The 18973-nt window shown below is 41.5% G+C and carries 19 protein-coding genes; 12 read left to right on the top strand and 7 right to left on the bottom strand.

The genetic code is table 11. The features are described from left to right. Positions 1 to 104: 104 nt before the first annotated feature. From D0T50_RS00240 to rpiA, 4 genes are all read right to left on the bottom strand, one after another. Positions 105 to 446, bottom strand: a complete 342-nt coding sequence (locus D0T50_RS00240; protein ID WP_163220783.1) for a carboxypeptidase regulatory-like domain-containing protein — start codon at positions 444 to 446, stop codon at positions 105 to 107. A gap of 64 nt (positions 447 to 510) precedes the next feature. Beyond that, complete coding sequence (locus D0T50_RS00235; protein WP_163220780.1) at positions 511 to 1722, bottom strand: hypothetical protein; 1212 nt, start codon at positions 1720 to 1722, stop codon at positions 511 to 513. A gap of 687 nt (positions 1723 to 2409) precedes the next feature. Next, complete coding sequence (locus D0T50_RS00230) at positions 2410 to 3438, bottom strand: N-acetylmuramoyl-L-alanine amidase (RefSeq protein WP_163220777.1); 1029 nt, start codon at positions 3436 to 3438, stop codon at positions 2410 to 2412. A 15-nt stretch (positions 3439 to 3453) separates the two neighbouring features. Continuing rightward, entirely contained in the window at positions 3454 to 4152 is a 699-nt protein-coding gene (gene rpiA / locus D0T50_RS00225) for a ribose 5-phosphate isomerase A (RefSeq protein ID WP_163220773.1), read from the bottom strand. A gap of 197 nt (positions 4153 to 4349) precedes the next feature. Here rpiA and D0T50_RS00220 point away from each other — a divergent pair, with 197 nt between their 5' ends. The 11 genes from D0T50_RS00220 (at position 4350) to D0T50_RS00175 (ending at position 13847) form a co-directional block, all read left to right on the top strand. Then, positions 4350 to 5750, top strand: coding sequence for a glycoside hydrolase family 28 protein (locus D0T50_RS00220; protein WP_163220770.1), 1401 nt, complete (start codon positions 4350 to 4352; stop codon positions 5748 to 5750). 439 nt (positions 5751 to 6189) lie between these two features. Next, positions 6190 to 6468 carry a lipopolysaccharide assembly protein LapB gene (locus D0T50_RS00215; protein ID WP_163220768.1) on the top strand — a complete coding sequence of 93 codons (279 nt, stop codon included), beginning with the start codon at positions 6190 to 6192 and terminating at the stop codon, positions 6466 to 6468. Positions 6469 to 6479: 11 nt separating this feature from the next. Next, positions 6480 to 6710: a ferredoxin family protein gene (locus D0T50_RS00210; RefSeq protein WP_163220766.1), complete on the top strand. Its 231-nt coding sequence runs from the start codon at positions 6480 to 6482 to the stop codon at positions 6708 to 6710. A 45-nt stretch (positions 6711 to 6755) separates the two neighbouring features. Beyond that, positions 6756 to 7835: a 3-methyl-2-oxobutanoate dehydrogenase subunit VorB gene (locus D0T50_RS00205; protein WP_163220764.1), complete on the top strand. Its 1080-nt coding sequence runs from the start codon at positions 6756 to 6758 to the stop codon at positions 7833 to 7835. Between the two features lie 25 nt (positions 7836 to 7860). Beyond that, positions 7861 to 8031 carry a hypothetical protein gene (locus tag D0T50_RS13595; RefSeq protein WP_203558150.1) on the top strand — a complete coding sequence of 57 codons (171 nt, stop codon included), beginning with the start codon at positions 7861 to 7863 and terminating at the stop codon, positions 8029 to 8031. A gap of 28 nt (positions 8032 to 8059) precedes the next feature. Next, positions 8060 to 8821, top strand: a complete 762-nt coding sequence (locus D0T50_RS00200) for a thiamine pyrophosphate-dependent enzyme (protein ID WP_163221286.1) — start codon at positions 8060 to 8062, stop codon at positions 8819 to 8821. Between the two features lie 4 nt (positions 8822 to 8825). Beyond that, positions 8826 to 9368 (top strand): 2-oxoacid:acceptor oxidoreductase family protein, encoded by a 543-nt coding sequence (locus D0T50_RS00195; RefSeq protein WP_163220762.1) that lies wholly within the window; start codon positions 8826 to 8828, stop codon positions 9366 to 9368. Between the two features lie 177 nt (positions 9369 to 9545). Continuing rightward, positions 9546 to 11519 (top strand): putative porin, encoded by a 1974-nt coding sequence (locus D0T50_RS00190; protein WP_370520837.1) that lies wholly within the window; start codon positions 9546 to 9548, stop codon positions 11517 to 11519. Between the two features lie 6 nt (positions 11520 to 11525). Next, on the top strand, positions 11526 to 12377 hold the full coding sequence (locus D0T50_RS00185) for a transporter substrate-binding domain-containing protein (protein ID WP_163221283.1): 852 nt from the start codon (positions 11526 to 11528) through the stop codon (positions 12375 to 12377). A 4-nt stretch (positions 12378 to 12381) separates the two neighbouring features. Continuing rightward, positions 12382 to 13368, top strand: coding sequence for a Gfo/Idh/MocA family protein (locus D0T50_RS00180; protein WP_163220758.1), 987 nt, complete (start codon positions 12382 to 12384; stop codon positions 13366 to 13368). 11 nt (positions 13369 to 13379) lie between these two features. Continuing rightward, positions 13380 to 13847, top strand: a complete 468-nt coding sequence (locus D0T50_RS00175) for a nucleoside deaminase (protein WP_163221281.1) — start codon at positions 13380 to 13382, stop codon at positions 13845 to 13847. Positions 13848 to 14028: 181 nt separating this feature from the next. Here D0T50_RS00175 and D0T50_RS00170 read toward each other — a convergent pair whose 3' ends face one another. Together D0T50_RS00170 and D0T50_RS00165 are read right to left on the bottom strand one after the other, a co-directional pair. Beyond that, entirely contained in the window at positions 14029 to 15534 is a 1506-nt protein-coding gene (locus D0T50_RS00170; protein ID WP_163220756.1) for an OmpP1/FadL family transporter, read from the bottom strand. Between the two features lie 62 nt (positions 15535 to 15596). Then, positions 15597 to 17024 (bottom strand): hypothetical protein, encoded by a 1428-nt coding sequence (locus D0T50_RS00165; protein ID WP_163220754.1) that lies wholly within the window; start codon positions 17022 to 17024, stop codon positions 15597 to 15599. 198 nt (positions 17025 to 17222) lie between these two features. On the opposite strand from D0T50_RS00165, the gene prmA reads away from it, so the two are divergent. Continuing rightward, on the top strand, positions 17223 to 18068 hold the full coding sequence (gene prmA, locus D0T50_RS00160; RefSeq protein WP_163220752.1) for a 50S ribosomal protein L11 methyltransferase: 846 nt from the start codon (positions 17223 to 17225) through the stop codon (positions 18066 to 18068). On the opposite strand, the gene D0T50_RS00155 is transcribed toward prmA, so the two are convergent. Then, entirely contained in the window at positions 18055 to 18921 is an 867-nt protein-coding gene (locus D0T50_RS00155; protein ID WP_163220750.1) for a glycoside hydrolase family 25 protein, read from the bottom strand. The genes prmA and D0T50_RS00155 overlap by 14 nt on opposite strands. Between the last annotated feature and the right edge of the window lie 52 nt (positions 18922 to 18973).

Raw genomic sequence — 18973 nt, 5'->3', positions numbered from 1 at the left:
GTTGGTGATGATATAACCTGGTCGCAGATTTATCTGACCATAGCTAGCTATTGGCAACAATGCAAATAGCATAAATATATAGCGTGTAAGTGTTTTCATTTTCTTTAGTTTTTAGGGTTATACATAACCACATTGACTAATATAAGTGTGGGAGAATTTAGGACTATATTTCTGGAAAATGGTGTATAACCATCTTTACTAAAGCGCAAAATAGCCAGTCCTCTATCTAAGTTATTAAACTCAAATTTGCCTGTATCATCCGTTTCTGTGTAATAAGTCTTCGACAAAGTTTCAATCTCAACCGTCACACCCTGTAATGGAGTGTAATCCATACCATTCTTCACTGTTCCTTGAACAAACTCTATTTCCAGTTTGTCATTTAGTGCACAACCCCAAGTGGCAATAAATATTGCCCCTAGCATTAACAATTTAGCAATTAGTTTCATCTTATTTTAATATTTTTTTAGATAATCGTCATGAATTTAGAGTGATATGGATTAAGCCAACTTATTAGAAGGTGAAACCTAGCGTAGCCTCCAAAGTATTCAACCTGCTCGCCATCCAATTTTTTTTACGGTAAACACTTCTTGCCATAATAACGTGTTTTCCCAACTTATACGCCACCCCACCACCTATATAGAAGCCCATAGTAAAGGAAGTCTGCTCAGTATCCAAGCTCTTCGAGAGTTTTTTAGAACCAGAATCGGTAAGCTCTTCATAATGTTGTTTCAAACTGTTATACATCAAAATGCTGTGCGCATATCCTCCTTCAATAAATGGCTGTATCCGTTTATGAAGAGGAGAATAGCGTACTCCAATATTATTTTCAAGTACAAATGCCTGCTGTTTAAACTTTAAGTAACGAAATTCCCAGTTAGGTATACAATATTCGCCTCGGAACGAACTACCTTCTAAGCCAACATGAAAACTGAATACGCGAGAAAAACGAGGAATAAGCATCCCTACATCTAAGCCGAAAGATGGCGAAGTAGCATTAAGATAATTAATATTTTGTCGTTTCTTCAAATCCTTTACCCTTGAGCTATGTTTCTTCACTCCCGCCAGCAAAGTAAAAGTAAACTGATAATACTTGTTATCGTTCTTTGTTTCAAAAACAATGCACTCTTCACCGGTTTTACACACATTGTTGTGGTATTCTTTGGTTATCTCTACAAGTTCCTTCTGATTAAAGCCAATACCTTCTACTTTTTTCTTTACTTCTTCACTATCACGAAACAAATAAGTAAGCAGGCCAACATAGCGTGTATCGCGCTGAACGCCACTTTTCCCGTTTTTTAGGGTAACTATTTTATCTTCTTTAGAGACTTCGACTAAGCGTCCATCAGCTTCTTCAAAAAAGTAACAGTCGCCATGCGTCGGAAGATAATACATACTAATAATACCTTGAATGATATACTCTAAGAAATATACTCCTTCCACACCACCAATAGTTAGCGTACGCGTCACATAAAACTTACCATCATCCGTAAAGCGATATCCATAGATATTTCCTGGATAATAAGTGGTCGTTTTTCCTGTTGATTCGTCTCTAAAAACACATTGAGAAGCATTCCTTTCCGGTGTACGAAAGTCTATAGAGCCATGCAGTGTATCGTTGTCGTTGGTGATGATATAACCTGGTCGCAGATTTATCTGACCATAGCTAGCTATTGGCAACAATGCAAATAGCATAAATATATAGCGTGTAAGTGTTTTCATCATTTTTTTTAGCTTTAAGGATTACACATAGACATTTTTATAATACAAGTGAAAGAATTAAGGATTATGCTCCCTTAACAAACTCTATTTCCAGTTTGTCATTTAGTGCGCAACCCCAAGCGGCAATAAATATTACCCCTAGCATTAACAATTTAGCTATTAGTTTCATCTTATTTTAATATTTTTTCGTTAAGTAATACATCAAAGATATGGATTATAATTAAAAAATACATTAATTAAGAGAATATTTTTTCACTATACCTGAACGATTATGTGCCTATGGATGAGTGATTGTGCGCCTATGGATGAGCGGTCATGAGCTTATGGCTGACGGGTCATGAGACTATGGCTGACGGGTCATGAGCCTATGGCTGACAGGAGATGAGACTATGGCTTTTTCAGAAAGTCGTACTGAAGTGCTTGACACAACCTTAGAAGAGCTTTAAGTGATATTTTTTTGCGACTGTTTTTTGCTTCACTTCTGACTGTTTTTCACCTCGTTTCTGACTGTTTTCTTAATACAAAAACAGTCAGAAAATTGGCAGTGAAGACCTTGTGAAGGATAGAAGAGGGGGTCTTCACACGCAACCCTCTCTCTACCATCTGGTTACAGCGTTCTGTGAAGGTGAAGACCTATTTCCTAAAAGTCTATTTGGAGAGTATTAATTCAAGGTTTATCTTAATAAGTGTCTATTTTTTCAGCCCACTTTGTTTGTAATCTGCAACAAATGCCTCTGCTATCCATTTGGCTAATGCCTGCCGATTATCTTTCATAACAATACGCCGTTGGTCGAAAGGATTCTGTATATTACCTAGCTCTACATACACGCCTACGGGCAAAGTATTTCTCAGTACATACAATCGCCGTTCGCTTACAGTACCTGTGAATCCTCTTCCGGGTTGATGGGTACTGTACTTCTGCGCAAAGGTTTTCTTCATAGTGTTTGCTAAGCGCGTACTGGCGGCCGAAGATGAGTGATAAAAAAACACATCCGTCTGCTTGTGTTTACTGCGACTATCTATGTGAATAAATATGGCGCGTGAGTAGCCCTTGGGGGATTTGCGGTAAATTTCGTTTATCTTATCCGAACGCTGCTTAAGACGTTCGGTTTGTTTCAAAGGGATAGCTTTACCCATACAGGTTTCACGCTTGCTATTCTTCAGAATACGATCGTCGCGTATACCGTCTAATGCATCCTGAATAATAATATGTACAGTAGCTCCTTTTGAGAGTAAACTCTTTGCTAGCCTCAATACAATGTCGTAAGCATATTCATCTTCGTGCAGTTCGTGCTTATCCATCTTGCCAATGGCACCGGGATCGGGTCCTCCATGCCCGCTTACGAGATAAAAAGTAGCACCTCGTAATTCACTTGAGGTTATTTCGTAGTTTGCCTCTTTCTTTCCAAAAAGAGGTTCATAGCCTTTTTTAGAGACCGAAGAAGAGAGTGTTGCCGAAGGAGCTACAGGTTTCCCCGCATTTCCATGAATAGGTGGCAACAGGTAGTTGCGCTCTAAGATCAACGAATTATTTTTGCCGAACTTCCCTTTGTTAAGTTCCAAAAACTCCTTACGATACTGAGCCCCTTGTCTGTTATGTCTGCGAAGTAAAGACTCTATACCATCTCCACTCTTAGGGCGTACCATTTCTTGCGCTTGCAAAGTAGATATGCCGCTCAACAAAACAAGTAAGAGAAGGAGAAAGAGGAGTCTTTTCATCGGCAGAAACTAAGGTTACACTGTTAGTATCTCAATATCGAATCCCATAAAGAGACCACTTTCTATAACGCCGGTAATTGATTTTATGTTTTTCTCCATATCCAACCCTATATGGTCAAACCAAGCATCAAGTATAAAATTACCATTTTCCGTTAGGATAGGACCATCCTTTCCTTTTGCCATACGCAGAATAACTTCGCGTGCGCCAAGCTGTTTCAATTGTTCTTCGGCATAAAGCAGAGCTCCGGGAAACACCTCTACTGGCACGGGAAATTTACTACCGAGACGATCTACAAACTTACTTTCATCTACAATGATGTAGCTCTCCCGACTGCACGACATCAGTAACTTTTCTTTGAACATAGCACCTCCACGTCCTTTTATAAGACTACGGTTAGGATCCACCTCATCGGCTCCATCAAAACACCAGTCGGGTTTACGACACCACAGAGTTGTTTGGGTAAGTCCCAGTTGTTGACAAGTCATGGAAAGCTCTAAGGATGCGGGAATAACTTCGACATGCAGATTTTCTTCTTTGATGCGCTTAGCCATAGCACACACCGCCACATAAACAGTAGAGCCCGAACCCACACCTATTACTTCGTTATCTTTCATGCGGGCAGCTATCTTTTGGGCTACATGTTCTTTGCGCTCTAGATTGCTAATGGTGTCCGACCATTGCAAATTGTCTATAATTGTATTGTTCCAGTTCATTGGGTTAAGTTACATTAACGATTGTTGGTTGTGCAAATATAACTGTTTATTATTGAGATTTGCCAAGAGAGAAAGAAAGTTTCATTAGCTATATCTTCAAATCCTGTCAATTATTACCCCTTTTATAACAAATAGTCTTATTCTATCCTCTTCTCAGTATTTATTTTTGTATCGAAACAAAAAAACTATTTAATATCATGAGAAAATTTTTTGGAATTATCTTACTACTATGTGTGGCAGTTGTTGCCAAAGCGGATGTAATCGACAAAGCATTCGAAACAGCAAAAGCCATCGAGTCACAAATTAAGCAAACATCTTTCCCCGACCGCGTATTCAACATTCTCGATTTCGGCGTGAAGGCCGACAATCCGTCGGAACCCGCGCACGATGAAATCAATCTTGCCATCACTACTTGTTCGCAAGCAGGCGGCGGCACCGTGTTGATTCCTAAGGGAACATTTTATACCGGTCCAATAACCATGAAAAGTAATGTAAACCTACACTTGGAAGAAGGAGCAATACTTAAATTCGACACGAACCAAGAGCTCTACTTCCCTGCTGTACTCACCCGTTGGGAAGGTGTAGACTGCTACAACGCTCGCCCGCTTATCTATGCTTACGGCGAAACCAACATTGCCATTACCGGAAAAGGTATTATCGACGGACAAGCCACTAACGACAACTGGTGGCCTATGTGTGGTGCTCCTCGTTTTGGTTGGGTAGAAGGCATGAAAGCTCAACGCAATGGTGGACGCGAAAAACTATTAATGTATGCCGAAACAAACACACCTATATATAAACGTGTAATGACTCCTGAAGACGGGTTACGTCCACAATTATTAAATTTCTATTCGTGCAACACGATCTTAATTGAAGGTGTTACTCTGTTAAATTCTCCTTTCTGGGTTATTCATCCACTATTCTGCGAAAGTCTTATCGTACGTGGGGTAAGTGTATTCAATCGCGGTCCCAATGGCGACGGATGCGACCCCGAATCGTGTAAAAACGTATTAATTGAAGGTTGCCTATTCGATACCGGCGACGACTGTATTGCTATTAAGTCGGGACGTAACAACGACGGACGCAAATGGGATACTCCCAGCGAAAACATCATCGTGCGCAACTGTCGCATGAAGAACGGACACGGTGGCGTAGTAGTAGGTAGCGAAATCTCGGGTGGTTATCGCAACCTCTTCGTTGAAAATTGCGACATGGACAGTCCTTTATTGGATCGTGTTATCCGTATCAAGACAAGCACTTGCCGTGGTGGTCTCATTGAAAATGTTTTTGTGCGCAATATTACTGTGGGCGAATGTAAAGAAGCCGTACTGCGTATTAACCTACAATATGAAAACAGAGAAAACTGTCAACGTGGTTTTACTCCTACAGTGCGCAACATTCATCTTAAGAACATTACCAGCCAAAAAAGTAAATATGGTGTGGTACTTATTGGTTTGAATGAATCTGCCAACATAGAAAACATCAGCGTAAGCAACTGCAAATTCAATAACGTTGCCGAAAATGGTAACAACATTACCGGAAAGGTAAAAGATGTAAAGTTCGAAGGACTATATATTAATGGTGGACTGGTAAAATAAATACCAGCCAAGAAAACAAAAGGAAGAGGCTATCTCACAATTGCTGAGATAGCCTCTTTTTCTTGTAATTGTCGAAGCGTATGCCAGTGCATTGGCAAAGTTGTGCCAACGCATCGGCACTATTGTGCAACAGCGGTGTCACGACAGTGCCAACGCGTTGGCACAACTTAGTTCAATAAATAGGCTTTGCTGAGTATGTATGTTTCTAAATACATCGCAGAGAGTTTACAAATAACAAAAAGCTATCAAAACAGCAAGACACCAACAAGAAAACAGCAAACAACCGCCTAGACATACCAAACGAAACACAAACAAACTACCAAAACGTCAGTTTTCTGCTTAAAAAAACATTTCAAATTAATAATATTTCACGCTACATTATCCAGTTATCAACAAATAAGGAGTATATTTGTGCTTGATAAATCACTTGGGGAAATAAATGAAAGCATTAGAGATCATTAAAACTCACATTGAAAATGGTGAGGTAAACAAAGCGCTCGATGAACTTACAGCCTATATTGCCGTAAGCGAAAACGAAGAAAAAGATCTGGCTTACTACTTATTGGGCAATGCCCATCGCAAAAAAGGAGATTGGCAACAAGCGCTGAACAATTATCAATATGCCATCGATCTGAACCCCGAAAGTCCTGCGAAAGAAGCGAGACGCATGGTTATCGACATCCTCAATTTCTATAACAAAGACATGTTCAATCAATAAACGTATAATTTATGGCTAAAATTAAAGGAGCAATAGTGGTCGACACAGAGCGTTGCAAAGGATGCAACTTGTGTGTGGTAGCTTGTCCGCTCAAAGTAATTTCCTTATCCAAAGAAGTAAATACGAAAGGATACAATTATGCTGTACAAACGCTTGAAGACACCTGCAACGGTTGTAGCTCGTGTGGCATTGTTTGCCCTGACGGTTGTATTTCTGTGTATAAGATGAAAGTAGAAAACTAACCGCGAATCTAACAATCTAAAGAACTCAAAATTCAAAATTCAAAGATGGAAGAAGTAGTATTAATGAAAGGGAATGAGGCGATAGCCCACGCGGCCGTTCGTTGTGGAGCCGACGGTTACTTCGGATACCCCATTACCCCACAATCGGAGATATTGGAAACGCTTGCCGAGCTAAAGCCTTGGGAAACTACCGGCATGGTGGTACTCCAGGCAGAAAGTGAAGTAGCAGCTATTAATATGGTATACGGAGGAGCCGGAACAGGAAAGAAGGTGATGACATCTTCATCGAGTCCGGGCATTAGCCTCAAGCAAGAAGGAATTTCATATCTGGCAGGTGCCGAGTTACCTTCACTCATTGTTAATGTAATGCGCGGCGGACCGGGATTAGGAACAATCCAGCCCAGCCAGGCAGATTATTTTCAAACTGTAAAGGGTGGTGGTCATGGTGATTACCGACTAATCACGCTTGCGCCTTCGTCCGTACAGGAAATGGCGGATTTTGTAGGACTTGGTTTTGAACTTGCCTTTAAGTATCGCAATCCTGCAATGATATTGACCGATGGTGTTATTGGACAAATGATGGAGAAGGTCGTACTTCCTCCGTTTGTTGCACGCCGCACCGAAGAAGAACTCCTTGCGGAATGTCCTTGGGCAGCTACCGGAAAACCAAAGAGTCGCAAACCCAACATTGTAACTTCATTGGAACTTCAACCCGAGCCTATGGAGCAAAACAATCTGCGCTTCCAAGCCAAGTATAAAGAGATAGAGAAGAATGAAGTAAGATACGAAGAAATCAATTGCGAAGACGCAGACTACTTGATTATCGCTTTCGGATCTATGGCGCGTATCGGACAAAAAGCAATGGAAATTGCACGCGAGGAAGGTATTAAAGTAGGAATACTTCGTCCGATAACCCTCTGGCCGTTCCCCACCACAGCCATCAACGAATATGCCAGCAAGGTAAAAGGTATGTTGTCATTGGAGTTGAATGCCGGACAAATGGTAGAAGATATTCGTTTAGCAGTAAATGGCAAGGTAAAAGTAGAGCATTTCGGACGTTTGGGAGGAATTGTTCCCGGACCAGATGAAATTGTGAGTGCACTCAAAGCAAAGTTAATAGATTAAATAGGTACTTAAAACTGATATAAAGATGAACCCGGATAAAATAAGAAGCATACTCAACGTATTATTCCTCATAGGAACACTTATTACCATTATTATATACTTTGTAGTAGACGACAGAACCGTTTTCCTCTACGTATGTGGAGCTACTTTGTTCTGCAAGATAATGGAATTCTTTATTCGGTTCACCAACAGATAAGCCTATCTTAAAAACAAGAAATCGTATGATTACAATAAAAGATATCATTAAACCCGAGAACTTGGTTCATAAGAAACCAACTCTCATGAACAATAATGCTATGCACTACTGCCCGGGATGTAGCCATGGGGTAGTTCATAAACTTATTGCCGAAGTCATTGAAGAGATGGCAATGGAAGAAAAGACAGTCGGTGTATCACCGGTAGGTTGCGCGGTGTTTGCGTACAACTATTTAGATATTGACTGGGAAGAAGCAGCACACGGGCGTGCTCCTGCTGTAGCTACGGCAATCAAACGCTTATGGCCCGAAAGATTGGTTTTCACCTATCAGGGCGATGGCGACTTAGCCTGCATCGGTACAGCCGAAACAATCCACGCGTTGAACCGTGGTGAAAACATCACCATTATCTTCGTTAATAATGCTATCTACGGCATGACAGGTGGACAAATGGCTCCTACAACCTTGGTGGGCATGAAGACTTCAACTTGTCCTTATGGACGTGATACACAGCTACATGGACATCCTTTGAAAATGACCGAGATAGCTGCACAATTGGAAGGTACCGCATACGTAACACGCCAGTCCGTACAATCGGTTCCTGCTATTCGTAAAGCAAAGAAAGCTATCCGTAAAGCATTCGAGAACTCCATGCAAGGCAAAGGGTCTAATCTCGTTGAAATTGTTTCGACCTGTAGCTCCGGATGGAAGATGACTCCTGAAGATTCTAATAAATGGATGGAAGAAAATATGTTCTCCTTTTATCAACTCGGTGATTTAAAAGATAAGTAAGACCATGAAAGAAGAAATTATTATAGCAGGTTTTGGCGGACAGGGTGTACTGTCTATGGGTAAAATTTTGGCCTATTCGGGTCTTATGGAAGGCAAAGAGGTAAGCTGGATGCCCGCTTATGGTCCCGAGCAACGTGGAGGAACAGCCAACGTAACCGTGATTGTGAGTGACGAACGCGTATCTTCTCCTATTCTAAGCAATTACGACGTAGCCATTATCCTCAATCAACCCTCGTTGGAGAAGTTTGAGAACAAAGTAAAACCGGGAGGAGTATTGATTTATGATGGCTATGGAATTATCAACCCTCCTACCCGCACCGATATCAATGTATATCGTATAGATGCTATGGATGCAGCCAATGAAATGAAAAATGCTAAAGCATTCAACATGATTGTGCTGGGAGGACTTCTTAAAGTTAAACCCATGGTTTCTATAGAGAGCGTACTAAGTGGATTAAAGAAAACACTTCCCGAACGCCACCATCACCTAATCCCTCTCAACGAAGCTGCCATTCAAAAAGGAATGGAGATTGTGAAAAAGGGATAATAGAATTTGATTTTGGACTTTGAGTGATAAAACCTCTTTAGATTAATTTCTCTACGTTAATTCTTCATTCAAAGTCCAAAATTTGTTGTTATATTTGCGGTTGAAATGAAAATAAGCAAAATCGCATATCTTTTTGTCTTGTTAGTTTGCACACTACCAGCATTTGCTCAAATGCCTATGCAAACAAACCCTATGGATGCAGAATCTCTCCAACATGAGCAAGACAGTTTGAACAGCCAAGTAGAGATCATCAGTCTGGCTCCTAAACTGTATATGTGGCGAACAAGCAAAAACCTCGGTAGCATCATTCCTACCCCTGTAGATACCCTACATCATCAGTTCCAAAATACAAATCTAACCGAAGGGATAAACGGTCACAACAATTACCTTGGGAACTTGGGATCACCCGCACTGTCGCGTATCTTCTTTGAAAGAGAGGTGATGCCTTATACTTTCTTCCTGACTCCCTTTGCCGATTTCATAACGGAACCGCACGAACAATTATTTACCAACAGTAACATTCCCTATACCAACATTACCTACTACAAAACATTCAACAGACTTTATGGAGAAGAGCGGTTTAAGTCCTACTTCTCGGTCAATGTGAATAAGCGGTTTGCTTTTGGCTTTAACTTCGATTACAATTACGGCAGAGGGTATTATCAAAACCAAGCCAACTCCATGCTGAAAACGAATATCTTCGGCAGCTATGTGGGTGAAAGATATACAGCACACGGAATAGTAAATTTCTATTCTATGAAGATGATGGAAAATGGTGGTATTACAGACGACCTATACATTACCAACCCCGATGCGCTGGGACAGAAAAATGTTCGAACAGAGAACATTCCAGTCTACATGAGTAGCACATTTAACCGTAACAGCCACTTCAACGGAAGTTACTCACACCGATATAATGTAGGTTTCTACCGCGATATTGTTGAAAACATTAAAGAAGCTGTGAAAGACTCCATTGGAGAAATAATAACACCTGCTGTAAACGATACAATCGAAGAGTACGTACCTGTAACCAGTTTCATACACACATTTAATATAGAAACAGCCGGACATAAATATATAGCCAAAGATGAAACAGATATTCCCTACGAGAATACCTTTATCCAGCAAAACGCAAGTAGAGATACCACAACTTACATAGGAGTAAAAAACATATTTGGTATAGCCTTACTCGAAGGGTTTAATAAGTATGCAAAAGCCGGACTAACAGCTTACATTTCGCACAAGTACAACCGATACACACTGATGTCGTTAGACCCTTTGAAGACCGATAAATATACCGAACAAGAAGTATTCGTAGGAGGAGAACTTGCTAAACGCGAAGGTACATTGCTACATTACAAAGCCGGTGGAGAAGTAGGACTTGCCGGAGAGGCAGTGGGACAATTTCGTATAGAGGGAGATCTCGACCTAAACTTCCGTTTAGGAAAAGACACCATTACATTTATCGGTAAAGGAAGCATATCCAATACCGTAGCTCCTTTTTATATGCGCCATTATCATTCCAATCACTTCTGGTGGGACAACGACATGGACAAGGAGTTTCGTACACGTATAAATGGAGAGCTATCGTCTAAGCGATTTGGCACGAAGTTAAGCGGAGGTTTTGAAAACATTAAGAACTATACCTACTTTGACCAGACAGCACGACCCACACAGGCGGGAGACAATATACTGGTAGTAATGGCGAAGCTGAACCAAAACTTCAAATTAGGCATATTACACTGGGATAATGAAGTAGTATGGCAAAAATCGAGCGATGAAGTCATATTACCTTTACCCGACCTAACGATATACTCCAATCTATACATCTCAGCCAAGCTGGCAAAGAAAGTGCTTAGTGTGGAATTGGGAGCAGATGTTCGTTATTTTACCGAATACCTGGCACCGGCATATACTCCGGCAGTACAACAGTATCACCTTCAATCGTCCAATGCAAGCGAACAGGTAAAGATTGGGAACTACCCCATCGTGAACGTCTACGTCAACCTGCACCTGAAGCGTACGCGTCTTTTTGCCATGATGTATCACGTAAACCAAGGTATGGGAAATAGCAACTACTTCCTGTCTCCCCACTACCCCATTAATCCAAGCATGTTCAAGTTTGGACTTTCATGGAACTTCTACGATTAACCTATGATAAAGCTTACGAAACCCAGAGTAATCAAATATGTCTGCATGGGTGTTGTAGCCGTATTGATAGCAACCCTATGGCGGGGTAAAGAAAAAGTTGTATCTACCCCCAGAGACTATCCCGCTATCAGCAAGGAGGGCATACTGCGAGCGGTAACCGAATACAACTCTATTAGCTACTTTCTCAACGAAGACAATACTATTTCGGGGTTCAACTACGAACTCATCAAAGCTTTTGCCCATAATCAAGGACTACAGCTAGAGATAGTTCCCGAAATGGGATTCGACAATCGCACTAAGGCATTATCTAATGGAGTATATGATGTAATAGCCGATGGCATTCCTACTACCAACCAATGGAAGGATTCATTACTACTTACAACACCTATCACGTTAAGTCGTCAAGTTCTGGTGCAACGCAAACCTTCTCCTCAAGCAGATAGTACTACAACTAAATTTGTAAAGAGCCAGCTAGACCTGGCACACAAAACGCTCTATGTGGAAAAAGGCTCACCATCTATTTTGCGTATTCATAATATTGAGCACGAAATAGCCGACACGATACATATTGAAGAGGTAGAAAAGTATGGTCCCGAACAACTCATAGCTATGGTAGCACACAATAATATTGACTACGCCGTGGTGGACGAAGTCATTGCCAAAGCACTGATAGATTCCTTTCCACAGTTGGATATACATACAAAAATCAGCTTTACCCAGTTTTATTCGTGGGGAGTAAATAAAGAATCTCCTGCCCTACTCGATTCGTTAAACGTATGGCTCAAAGCTTATACCAATAGTAAAGAGTATAGGCAGATGTATCGGAAATATTTCAAAAAAGACCCTTTAGCCTATTAAAATAATGAGTAACAAAATCATAAAATGGGGATTTATTGGTTGTGGTATCGTTACTGAGCAAAAGAGCGGACCAGCTTTTCAGAAGATAGAAAATTCCGAAGTTGTGGCAGTAATGAGTCGCGACGGTGAGAAAGCAAAAGCATACGCCCAAGCGCATAATATAAAAAAATGGTATGACGATGCACAAGAGCTGGTAGACGACGAAGAGATAAACGCTGTCTACATTGCTACACCCCCTTCTTCGCATGCTACCTATGCCATTATGGCGATGAAAGCCGGCAAAGCTGTGTACATTGAAAAGCCCATGGCGGTTACCTACGAAGAGTGTACGCGTATCAATCGTATTGCTGAAGAAACAGGTATGCCATGTTTTGTAGCTTACTACCGCCGTTACCTACCCTATTTCAAAAAGGTAAAAGGACTGGTAGAGGACGGAACTATTGGCAACGTAATCAATACACAAGTACGTTTCGCGCAACCTCCCCGCGACCTCGATTATAACAGTACCAATTTGCCATGGCGCGTACAACCCGACATTGCCGGAGGTGGTTACTTTTATGATTTGGCACCGCACCAGATAGATTTGTTGCAAGAAATGTTTGGATATATTCTGGCCGCAGATGGCTACAAAAGCAACAGAGGTGGATTATACAAGGCGGAAGATACACTAAGCGCATGTTTTCAGTTTGAAAATGGCTTGGTAGGTTCAGGATCATGGTGCTTTGTTGCGCACGATTCGGCTAAGATAGACCGTGTAGAAATTATTGGAGACAAGGGCAGCCTCAGCTTCTCTGTCTTTACCTACGACCCCATTACCCTGCATACCGAGCGAGGAAGAGAAGAGATAACAATCGAAAACCCCGAACATGTACAACAACCCTTGATACAAGCCGTGGTAGATCATCTGCTGGGCAAATCTATTTGCGAATGCAACGGAGAAAGCGCTACCACCATCAACTGGGTTATGGACAAAATTCTGGATAAACTATAAGAGAGATGAGTATGACTAAAGAAGAGTTAATGAGGAAAGCAATTGAGCTATCCATAGAGAATGTAGCCAATGATGGCGGTCCTTTTGGAGCAGTAATAGCTAAAGACGGCGAAATAATCGCCACTGGTGTAAATCGTGTTACTTCATCGTGCGACCCCACAGCCCACGCCGAAGTTAGTGCCATACGTACAGCAGCCGCTCATTTAGGAACGTTCGACCTTAGCGGGTATGAAATTTACACCTCCTGTGAGCCTTGCCCCATGTGTTTGGGAGCTATCTACTGGGCACGATTAGATCGTATGTACTATGCCAACAACAAAATCGATGCAAAAAACATCGGCTTCGACGATTCCTTTATATATGATGAGTTGGAATTAAAACCAGCAGACCGTAAACTACCCTCGCAAATAATGATGCGCGATGAAGCCATCAAAGCCTTTGAAGCGTGGGCTAATAAAACAGATAAAACAGAATACTGATTTCAAGCCATAAGCATTTGGGTCGAATGCCATAAGCATTTGACTCGGATGCTATAAGCAAACGAACCGAATGCCATAAGCAAACAAAGCGAATACTATAAGCAAAATCCCCGGAGCTACACAGCCTCGGGGATTTCTTTTACACACAAAAAATATATTGCAAATTGAAAACAGTTCTGGTTTAGAAGCGCATGCCTAAGGTTACAAATACCTGATGCTTGTTATTCTTTACATCGGTAGATTTCAAATGCGTATTGTCAAAAGCATAGAAATCTTCTTTATACGTGTTGTACTTGTAAGCAACATCAAAATAGGCTACACTACCACGATAACCAAGTCCCAATGTATAGGTACTTACTCCTTTTGAGTTAGCAAAATCGGTATCGGTCTGAATGGAATTGGTCGGCAATATCTTATAAGCACCATCTTTGAAAGCAGCCGTAGAGTAGTTGTACCCTGCCCGGATAGCAAACTCAGGAATTGGTTTCAGTTCGGCACCAAGACGCAACGTATGAACACCTTTCAAGATATAATCGCGAGTTGAGTTTTCCCACCACATAGAGCGTCCATTATCATCATGAAATTTAATAGTAGAATAATCTTCATACTCATACTCGGCTCCCAAAGCGAGGTAGTTACTTATTGTATGCCCCAAGCTAATATTAAACAACCAAGGTGTGCGTAATCTGAAGTAATAATGCATATCATCACCATTCAAGTCATTGCGCGTATCGAAATAATACTCCAAATCGGTTTCCATAAACGCACTGGTCGCATACGTTAAGTTATAAAAAGTAGGTGTATGTATAGCCAATCCTACACGAAACGGAGATTCTTCAACAGGACGCCAGATAGCTCCTAATTTGAAATCGACACCTGTACCTGTTATTTGATTCCAACTTTTCAAATCGTACCACCAATCTTCAGCATATTCCTCTGTATAGATAGAAGATTTGCGATAATTCACATCATAAGCACCAATTGTAGCACCCAGATAAAAACGGTCGTTAAAATTGAATGATACATTAAAATCAAACTGATTAATTCCTCCTCTTTCGCGAGAGTCAAAATAAGCATCGCGCGTTAGTGCTTCTTCCAACTCGGAGTAATATATATTATCATCATCTTGGTAAAATAAATGCGAGTTCCACCCCAAAGCAGATAGCCAGCCGTTAACATACAATGTGTTTAGTGCAGCTAAATCTCCTTGACCAGCATTGGCTTGGTCTAATATTTGCGTGGTTTGGCTTACGCCATCCATAATTCCCGACATCGACATATTCTTATAAAATGCCTTCGAACGAGTATAATTGACACCAAAGTTCACATAACGTAAATCGGTATAATTGCCTACTTTATGGCTCAGCACTGCACCAATGTTGCTAAAGTTAAAGCGATTGGCATCTACACTATGCCTGGAACCCATGTAGTTGCTTTCTGTTGTTATAGTTCCAAAGTTCAGCGTAGCCATAATTTCGTTGCTACGATAAATACCTATCCCTGCCGGATTTGTACCCATAGTAGAGATATCTCCACCCAACGCCCCCATAGCACCACCCATTCCTACAAAACGGGCAGTTCCATTAAGTTCCTTTGTAGCAAGTTTGGCTCCATCATACGCTGTTTGCGCATTAGTACCTATTGTTATTGTTAAGGCAAGAGCTGCCAGTGTTATTATCTTTTTCATAAAACGTAGTTTTTAATTCGTAAATGGTTGGTTAATTCCTCTCTATTCGTTCAAGCTATGCTTTATCTGCGTGATGAGCCTCCACCACCTGATGAGCGAGATGAGCTACCTCCGCCACCGCTACTTCCCGACGAGCTGCTACCACCACCCGATGAATAGCTACCACCCGACGAACGGCTACTACTACCCGATGAGTAGCTGCTGCCACTTGAGCGCGAGCTGCTTCCGGAAGAATAACTGCTACTTGAACGTGTGCTACTTTCGCGGCTACTGCCACTTGAGCGACTGCTACCTGTTGAATAGGTTCTGGAAGAAGACGATGAACTACCACGTGTAGCAGATGATGAACTTCTTGAAGTACTACTATTCGAGCCCCTCATTGTTGGCGAGCTTGATGAAGACGATCTATTTGATGAAGTCCCTACGTTTCTTTCAGTGCGTCCGCTACTTCTGTCACCGCCAGTATATCTTTCCGAATTTTGTGTACTGCTTGGACGAGTATAAGAACCTCTGCCAGTGCTACTGGTATTGGTGCGGTCGGTGCTGCGTACATTTTCGCGAGACGAAGGTGTTCGTGTACCTACAACACGGGTGTTTTCCGAGCGACGCGTGCTATTTGAACTAGTCGAAACTCTATTACCACTTGTTCTTGTGGTAGACCTTCCGTTTGAAACAGAGTTACCGCTTGAGCGTTGGGTTGTAGAACCTTTAGATACTCTATTGGTGTAGTTGTTTGGTCTATAATGTCCACCGCCACCACCTGGTCCCCAGTAATGTCCACCCCAATGATGATGATGATCCCAGTAACCACCACCCCAGCCGCCATACCAACCGCTGTAATAGCCACCATAGTAACCTCCGTACCAACCACCCCAGCCATGATATCTTGGATACCAGCTATTCCAGCCAAAGCCGAAGCCTACTGAACCATATCGCCAATCCCACCACAGGCGATTAGAGTATGTTGGGAATGCATACACATAGAAATCGTCTACATATACATTCCAGTCGAATGAATTCAGTCCATAAACAATATCCCAATAGTAAGGGCTGCTGATGTGTACAGCATATCGCGGATTGCGGAAACGAATGATACGTTCTGCATATTCGTAATCATCTTCTGAACCGTCGAAACCGTTAACCCACTCTCCTCTGGGTTCGCTTGGATCTTTCTCGGTAATAAACAATGTATCGTTCTCCAATTCAAAGTTGTTATCTCTAGAATCGAAACGACGGTTGTATTTATCTACATCCATATCCAATGTTTCTGTATTCCCTTTGTAATCTTTGATTAGAACAGTTTGCGGAGCTTGCGTTACATTGGTAGTAGTCGTTTTTACAACTACCTTTTTTTCCTCCACCTTGGTAGGAGTTTGTTGCACTCGCTTCTCTTTCTTCGGAATGAAGTAAAGGTCGTCATTAACGCTCTGTGCCATTAATGCCGTTGGCAATACCAGTGCTATCAGCGTAATTAAAACAATCTTTTTCATATCTCTATCACTTTTAGTTTTATACTTATACTTTATCACGTTACAAAAATAAAGAAGGTATTTCCCACTAAATAGAGAAATTCCCCAATTATTAATAGGGATTTCCCTATTCTTCGATAAAGAAAGAGCGGGATGATTGGAGCATAGCCTCGTAGTTCCTTTTTGCGAGTTCAAGATATATTGTTTACTTTTGCGAGAATGAAATACGTAGAATTCAAATTCCAAACCACTCCCTGTACAGAAACGGTCAATGACACGTTATCCGGCTTACTGGGCGAAGTGGGTTTCGATAGTTTTGTAGAAAACGAAGATGGAATAACCGCCTATATACAAGCTACATTGCTTGATGAAAATAGTGTTGTGGAGGTTTTAGCAGACTTTCCTATCGAAAACACAACGATTACTTATACGCGTCAAGATTCCGAAGACAAAGACTGGAACGAAGAATGGGAAAAGAATTATTTCCAACCACTTGTCATTGCAGACAAGTGTGTTATACACAGCACCTTCCACAAAGATGTACAAAAGGCTGAATACGATATTTTGATAAACCCGCAGATGGCTTTTGGTACAGGGCATCACGAAACCACCAGTCTGATTATTGGAGAGTTGCTTGTTGCAGAGCTAAAAAACAAATCGGTACTCGACATGGGATGTGGCACTTCTATTCTTGCTATACTGGCACGTATGCGTGGTGCTAAGCCTATTACTGCTATCGATATTGACGAGTGGTGTGTCCGAAACTCCGAAGAGAACATCGCACTCAATCATTTAAGTGACATAACAGTGGAATTGGGCGACGCCTCTATTCTTAAAGGCAGGATGCCGTTCGACGTAATTATCGCTAACATCAATCGCAATATTCTGCTGAATGACATGAGCACATATACAACCTGCATGAAGCCTGGTTCGGAACTTTACATGAGTGGATTCTACGTAGAAGATATACCTGTTTTAAAAGAAGAAGCAAACAAACTGGGGCTTGTCTTCTGTCACCACACCGAGAAGAACAACTGGGCTGCGGTAAAGTTTATTTTTGCTTAGGGAGGGTTAATTGTTTTAATTGCTCGCAAGAGCCGTTGAATACGTTCAAGTCTACCCTATCCTTAATACCCGGTAAATTACCGGCATCAGTGTGCTGCCAAAAATCCCATTTACCTTTATAACGCACTGAGTCCACATAGTAATGGGCTATCCAATAAGGGTAGGCATCGAAGATTGCATCGTTAAGGTATTTCATCTTAAATTTATAGGAGGCGTAGATAATAGGCTTCACGCCATAATGTTGCTCTACCCGATCGAGCCATAATTTAGCTTTATGCTGCAACTCTTCTACACTATTCTTGCCCGCAAGCTCTATATCGAGCACAGGGGGAAGATCACCTTCTTTCAATTTTACGGTTTCAATAAAGAATTCGGCTTGCTTCAATGCATCAGTGCGTGGCGAGAAGAAGTGATAAACACCACGGATAAATCCATAATCTTTGGCAGCTTCAAAGTTACGTACAAAGGTGGTATCACAATGATCGCCCCCTTCGGTAGCTTTCATTATGACAAAGTTCAATGGAAACTTCTGATCCTGAAAAGCAACAAGCTCCAACCAATTGATAGTGCCTTGATAGTGCGAAAGGTCCAGTCCATGAACCGGATAACCTGAGGGAATACAAACACCGTATCCTTTGTAGCCATAACAAGGTTTCCAACGATAGGCGTACGGACGAATAAAGAAGAAATAAAAACCAACGATTAAAAAAACAACAACAAGCGCGGCCAGAAAGTATTTCAGCCAAGCCGGAATGGACTTTGGTTGCGCCTTCTTTCGCTTTTTCGAAACACGACGGGGTTTCGCTGTGTTCTTTCTAACGCGAACTACTGTTTTTTTTGATTGGGTTGGCATATATATAATAAAAATGTAGCCGGGCTTTGCAACCCGACTACCTTAATGTTAT

Origin of the sequence: Bacteroides sp. 214 (genome assembly GCF_010501015.1) — a bacterium.
GTDB lineage: Bacteria > Bacteroidota > Bacteroidia > Bacteroidales > Bacteroidaceae > Bacteroides.
Note: the sequence above shows the minus strand (reverse complement) of the source record. Positions and strands in the feature narration are given on the sequence as shown.

What these genes read in the sequence shown, in the direction of transcription:
- D0T50_RS00240 (WP_163220783.1), bottom strand. Translation starts at nt 446, where the DNA reads ATGAAACTAATTGCTAAATTGTTAATGCTAGGGGCAATATTTATTGCC.
- D0T50_RS00235 (WP_163220780.1), bottom strand. Translation starts at nt 1,722, where the DNA reads ATGATGAAAACACTTACACGCTATATATTTATGCTATTTGCATTGTTG.
- D0T50_RS00230 (WP_163220777.1), bottom strand. Translation starts at nt 3,438, where the DNA reads ATGAAAAGACTCCTCTTTCTCCTTCTCTTACTTGTTTTGTTGAGCGGC.
- rpiA (WP_163220773.1), bottom strand. Translation starts at nt 4,152, where the DNA reads ATGAACTGGAACAATACAATTATAGACAATTTGCAATGGTCGGACACC.
- D0T50_RS00220 (WP_163220770.1), top strand. Translation starts at nt 4,350, where the DNA reads ATGAGAAAATTTTTTGGAATTATCTTACTACTATGTGTGGCAGTTGTT.
- D0T50_RS00215 (WP_163220768.1), top strand. Translation starts at nt 6,190, where the DNA reads ATGAAAGCATTAGAGATCATTAAAACTCACATTGAAAATGGTGAGGTA.
- D0T50_RS00210 (WP_163220766.1), top strand. Translation starts at nt 6,480, where the DNA reads ATGGCTAAAATTAAAGGAGCAATAGTGGTCGACACAGAGCGTTGCAAA.
- D0T50_RS00205 (WP_163220764.1), top strand. Translation starts at nt 6,756, where the DNA reads ATGGAAGAAGTAGTATTAATGAAAGGGAATGAGGCGATAGCCCACGCG.
- D0T50_RS13595 (WP_203558150.1), top strand. Translation starts at nt 7,861, where the DNA reads ATGAACCCGGATAAAATAAGAAGCATACTCAACGTATTATTCCTCATA.
- D0T50_RS00195 (WP_163220762.1), top strand. Translation starts at nt 8,826, where the DNA reads ATGAAAGAAGAAATTATTATAGCAGGTTTTGGCGGACAGGGTGTACTG.
- D0T50_RS00190 (WP_370520837.1), top strand. Translation starts at nt 9,546, where the DNA reads ATGCAAACAAACCCTATGGATGCAGAATCTCTCCAACATGAGCAAGAC.
- D0T50_RS00180 (WP_163220758.1), top strand. Translation starts at nt 12,382, where the DNA reads ATGAGTAACAAAATCATAAAATGGGGATTTATTGGTTGTGGTATCGTT.
- D0T50_RS00175 (WP_163221281.1), top strand. Translation starts at nt 13,380, where the DNA reads ATGACTAAAGAAGAGTTAATGAGGAAAGCAATTGAGCTATCCATAGAG.
- D0T50_RS00170 (WP_163220756.1), bottom strand. Translation starts at nt 15,534, where the DNA reads ATGAAAAAGATAATAACACTGGCAGCTCTTGCCTTAACAATAACAATA.
- D0T50_RS00165 (WP_163220754.1), bottom strand. Translation starts at nt 17,024, where the DNA reads ATGAAAAAGATTGTTTTAATTACGCTGATAGCACTGGTATTGCCAACG.
- prmA (WP_163220752.1), top strand. Translation starts at nt 17,223, where the DNA reads ATGAAATACGTAGAATTCAAATTCCAAACCACTCCCTGTACAGAAACG.
- D0T50_RS00155 (WP_163220750.1), bottom strand. Translation starts at nt 18,921, where the DNA reads ATGCCAACCCAATCAAAAAAAACAGTAGTTCGCGTTAGAAAGAACACA.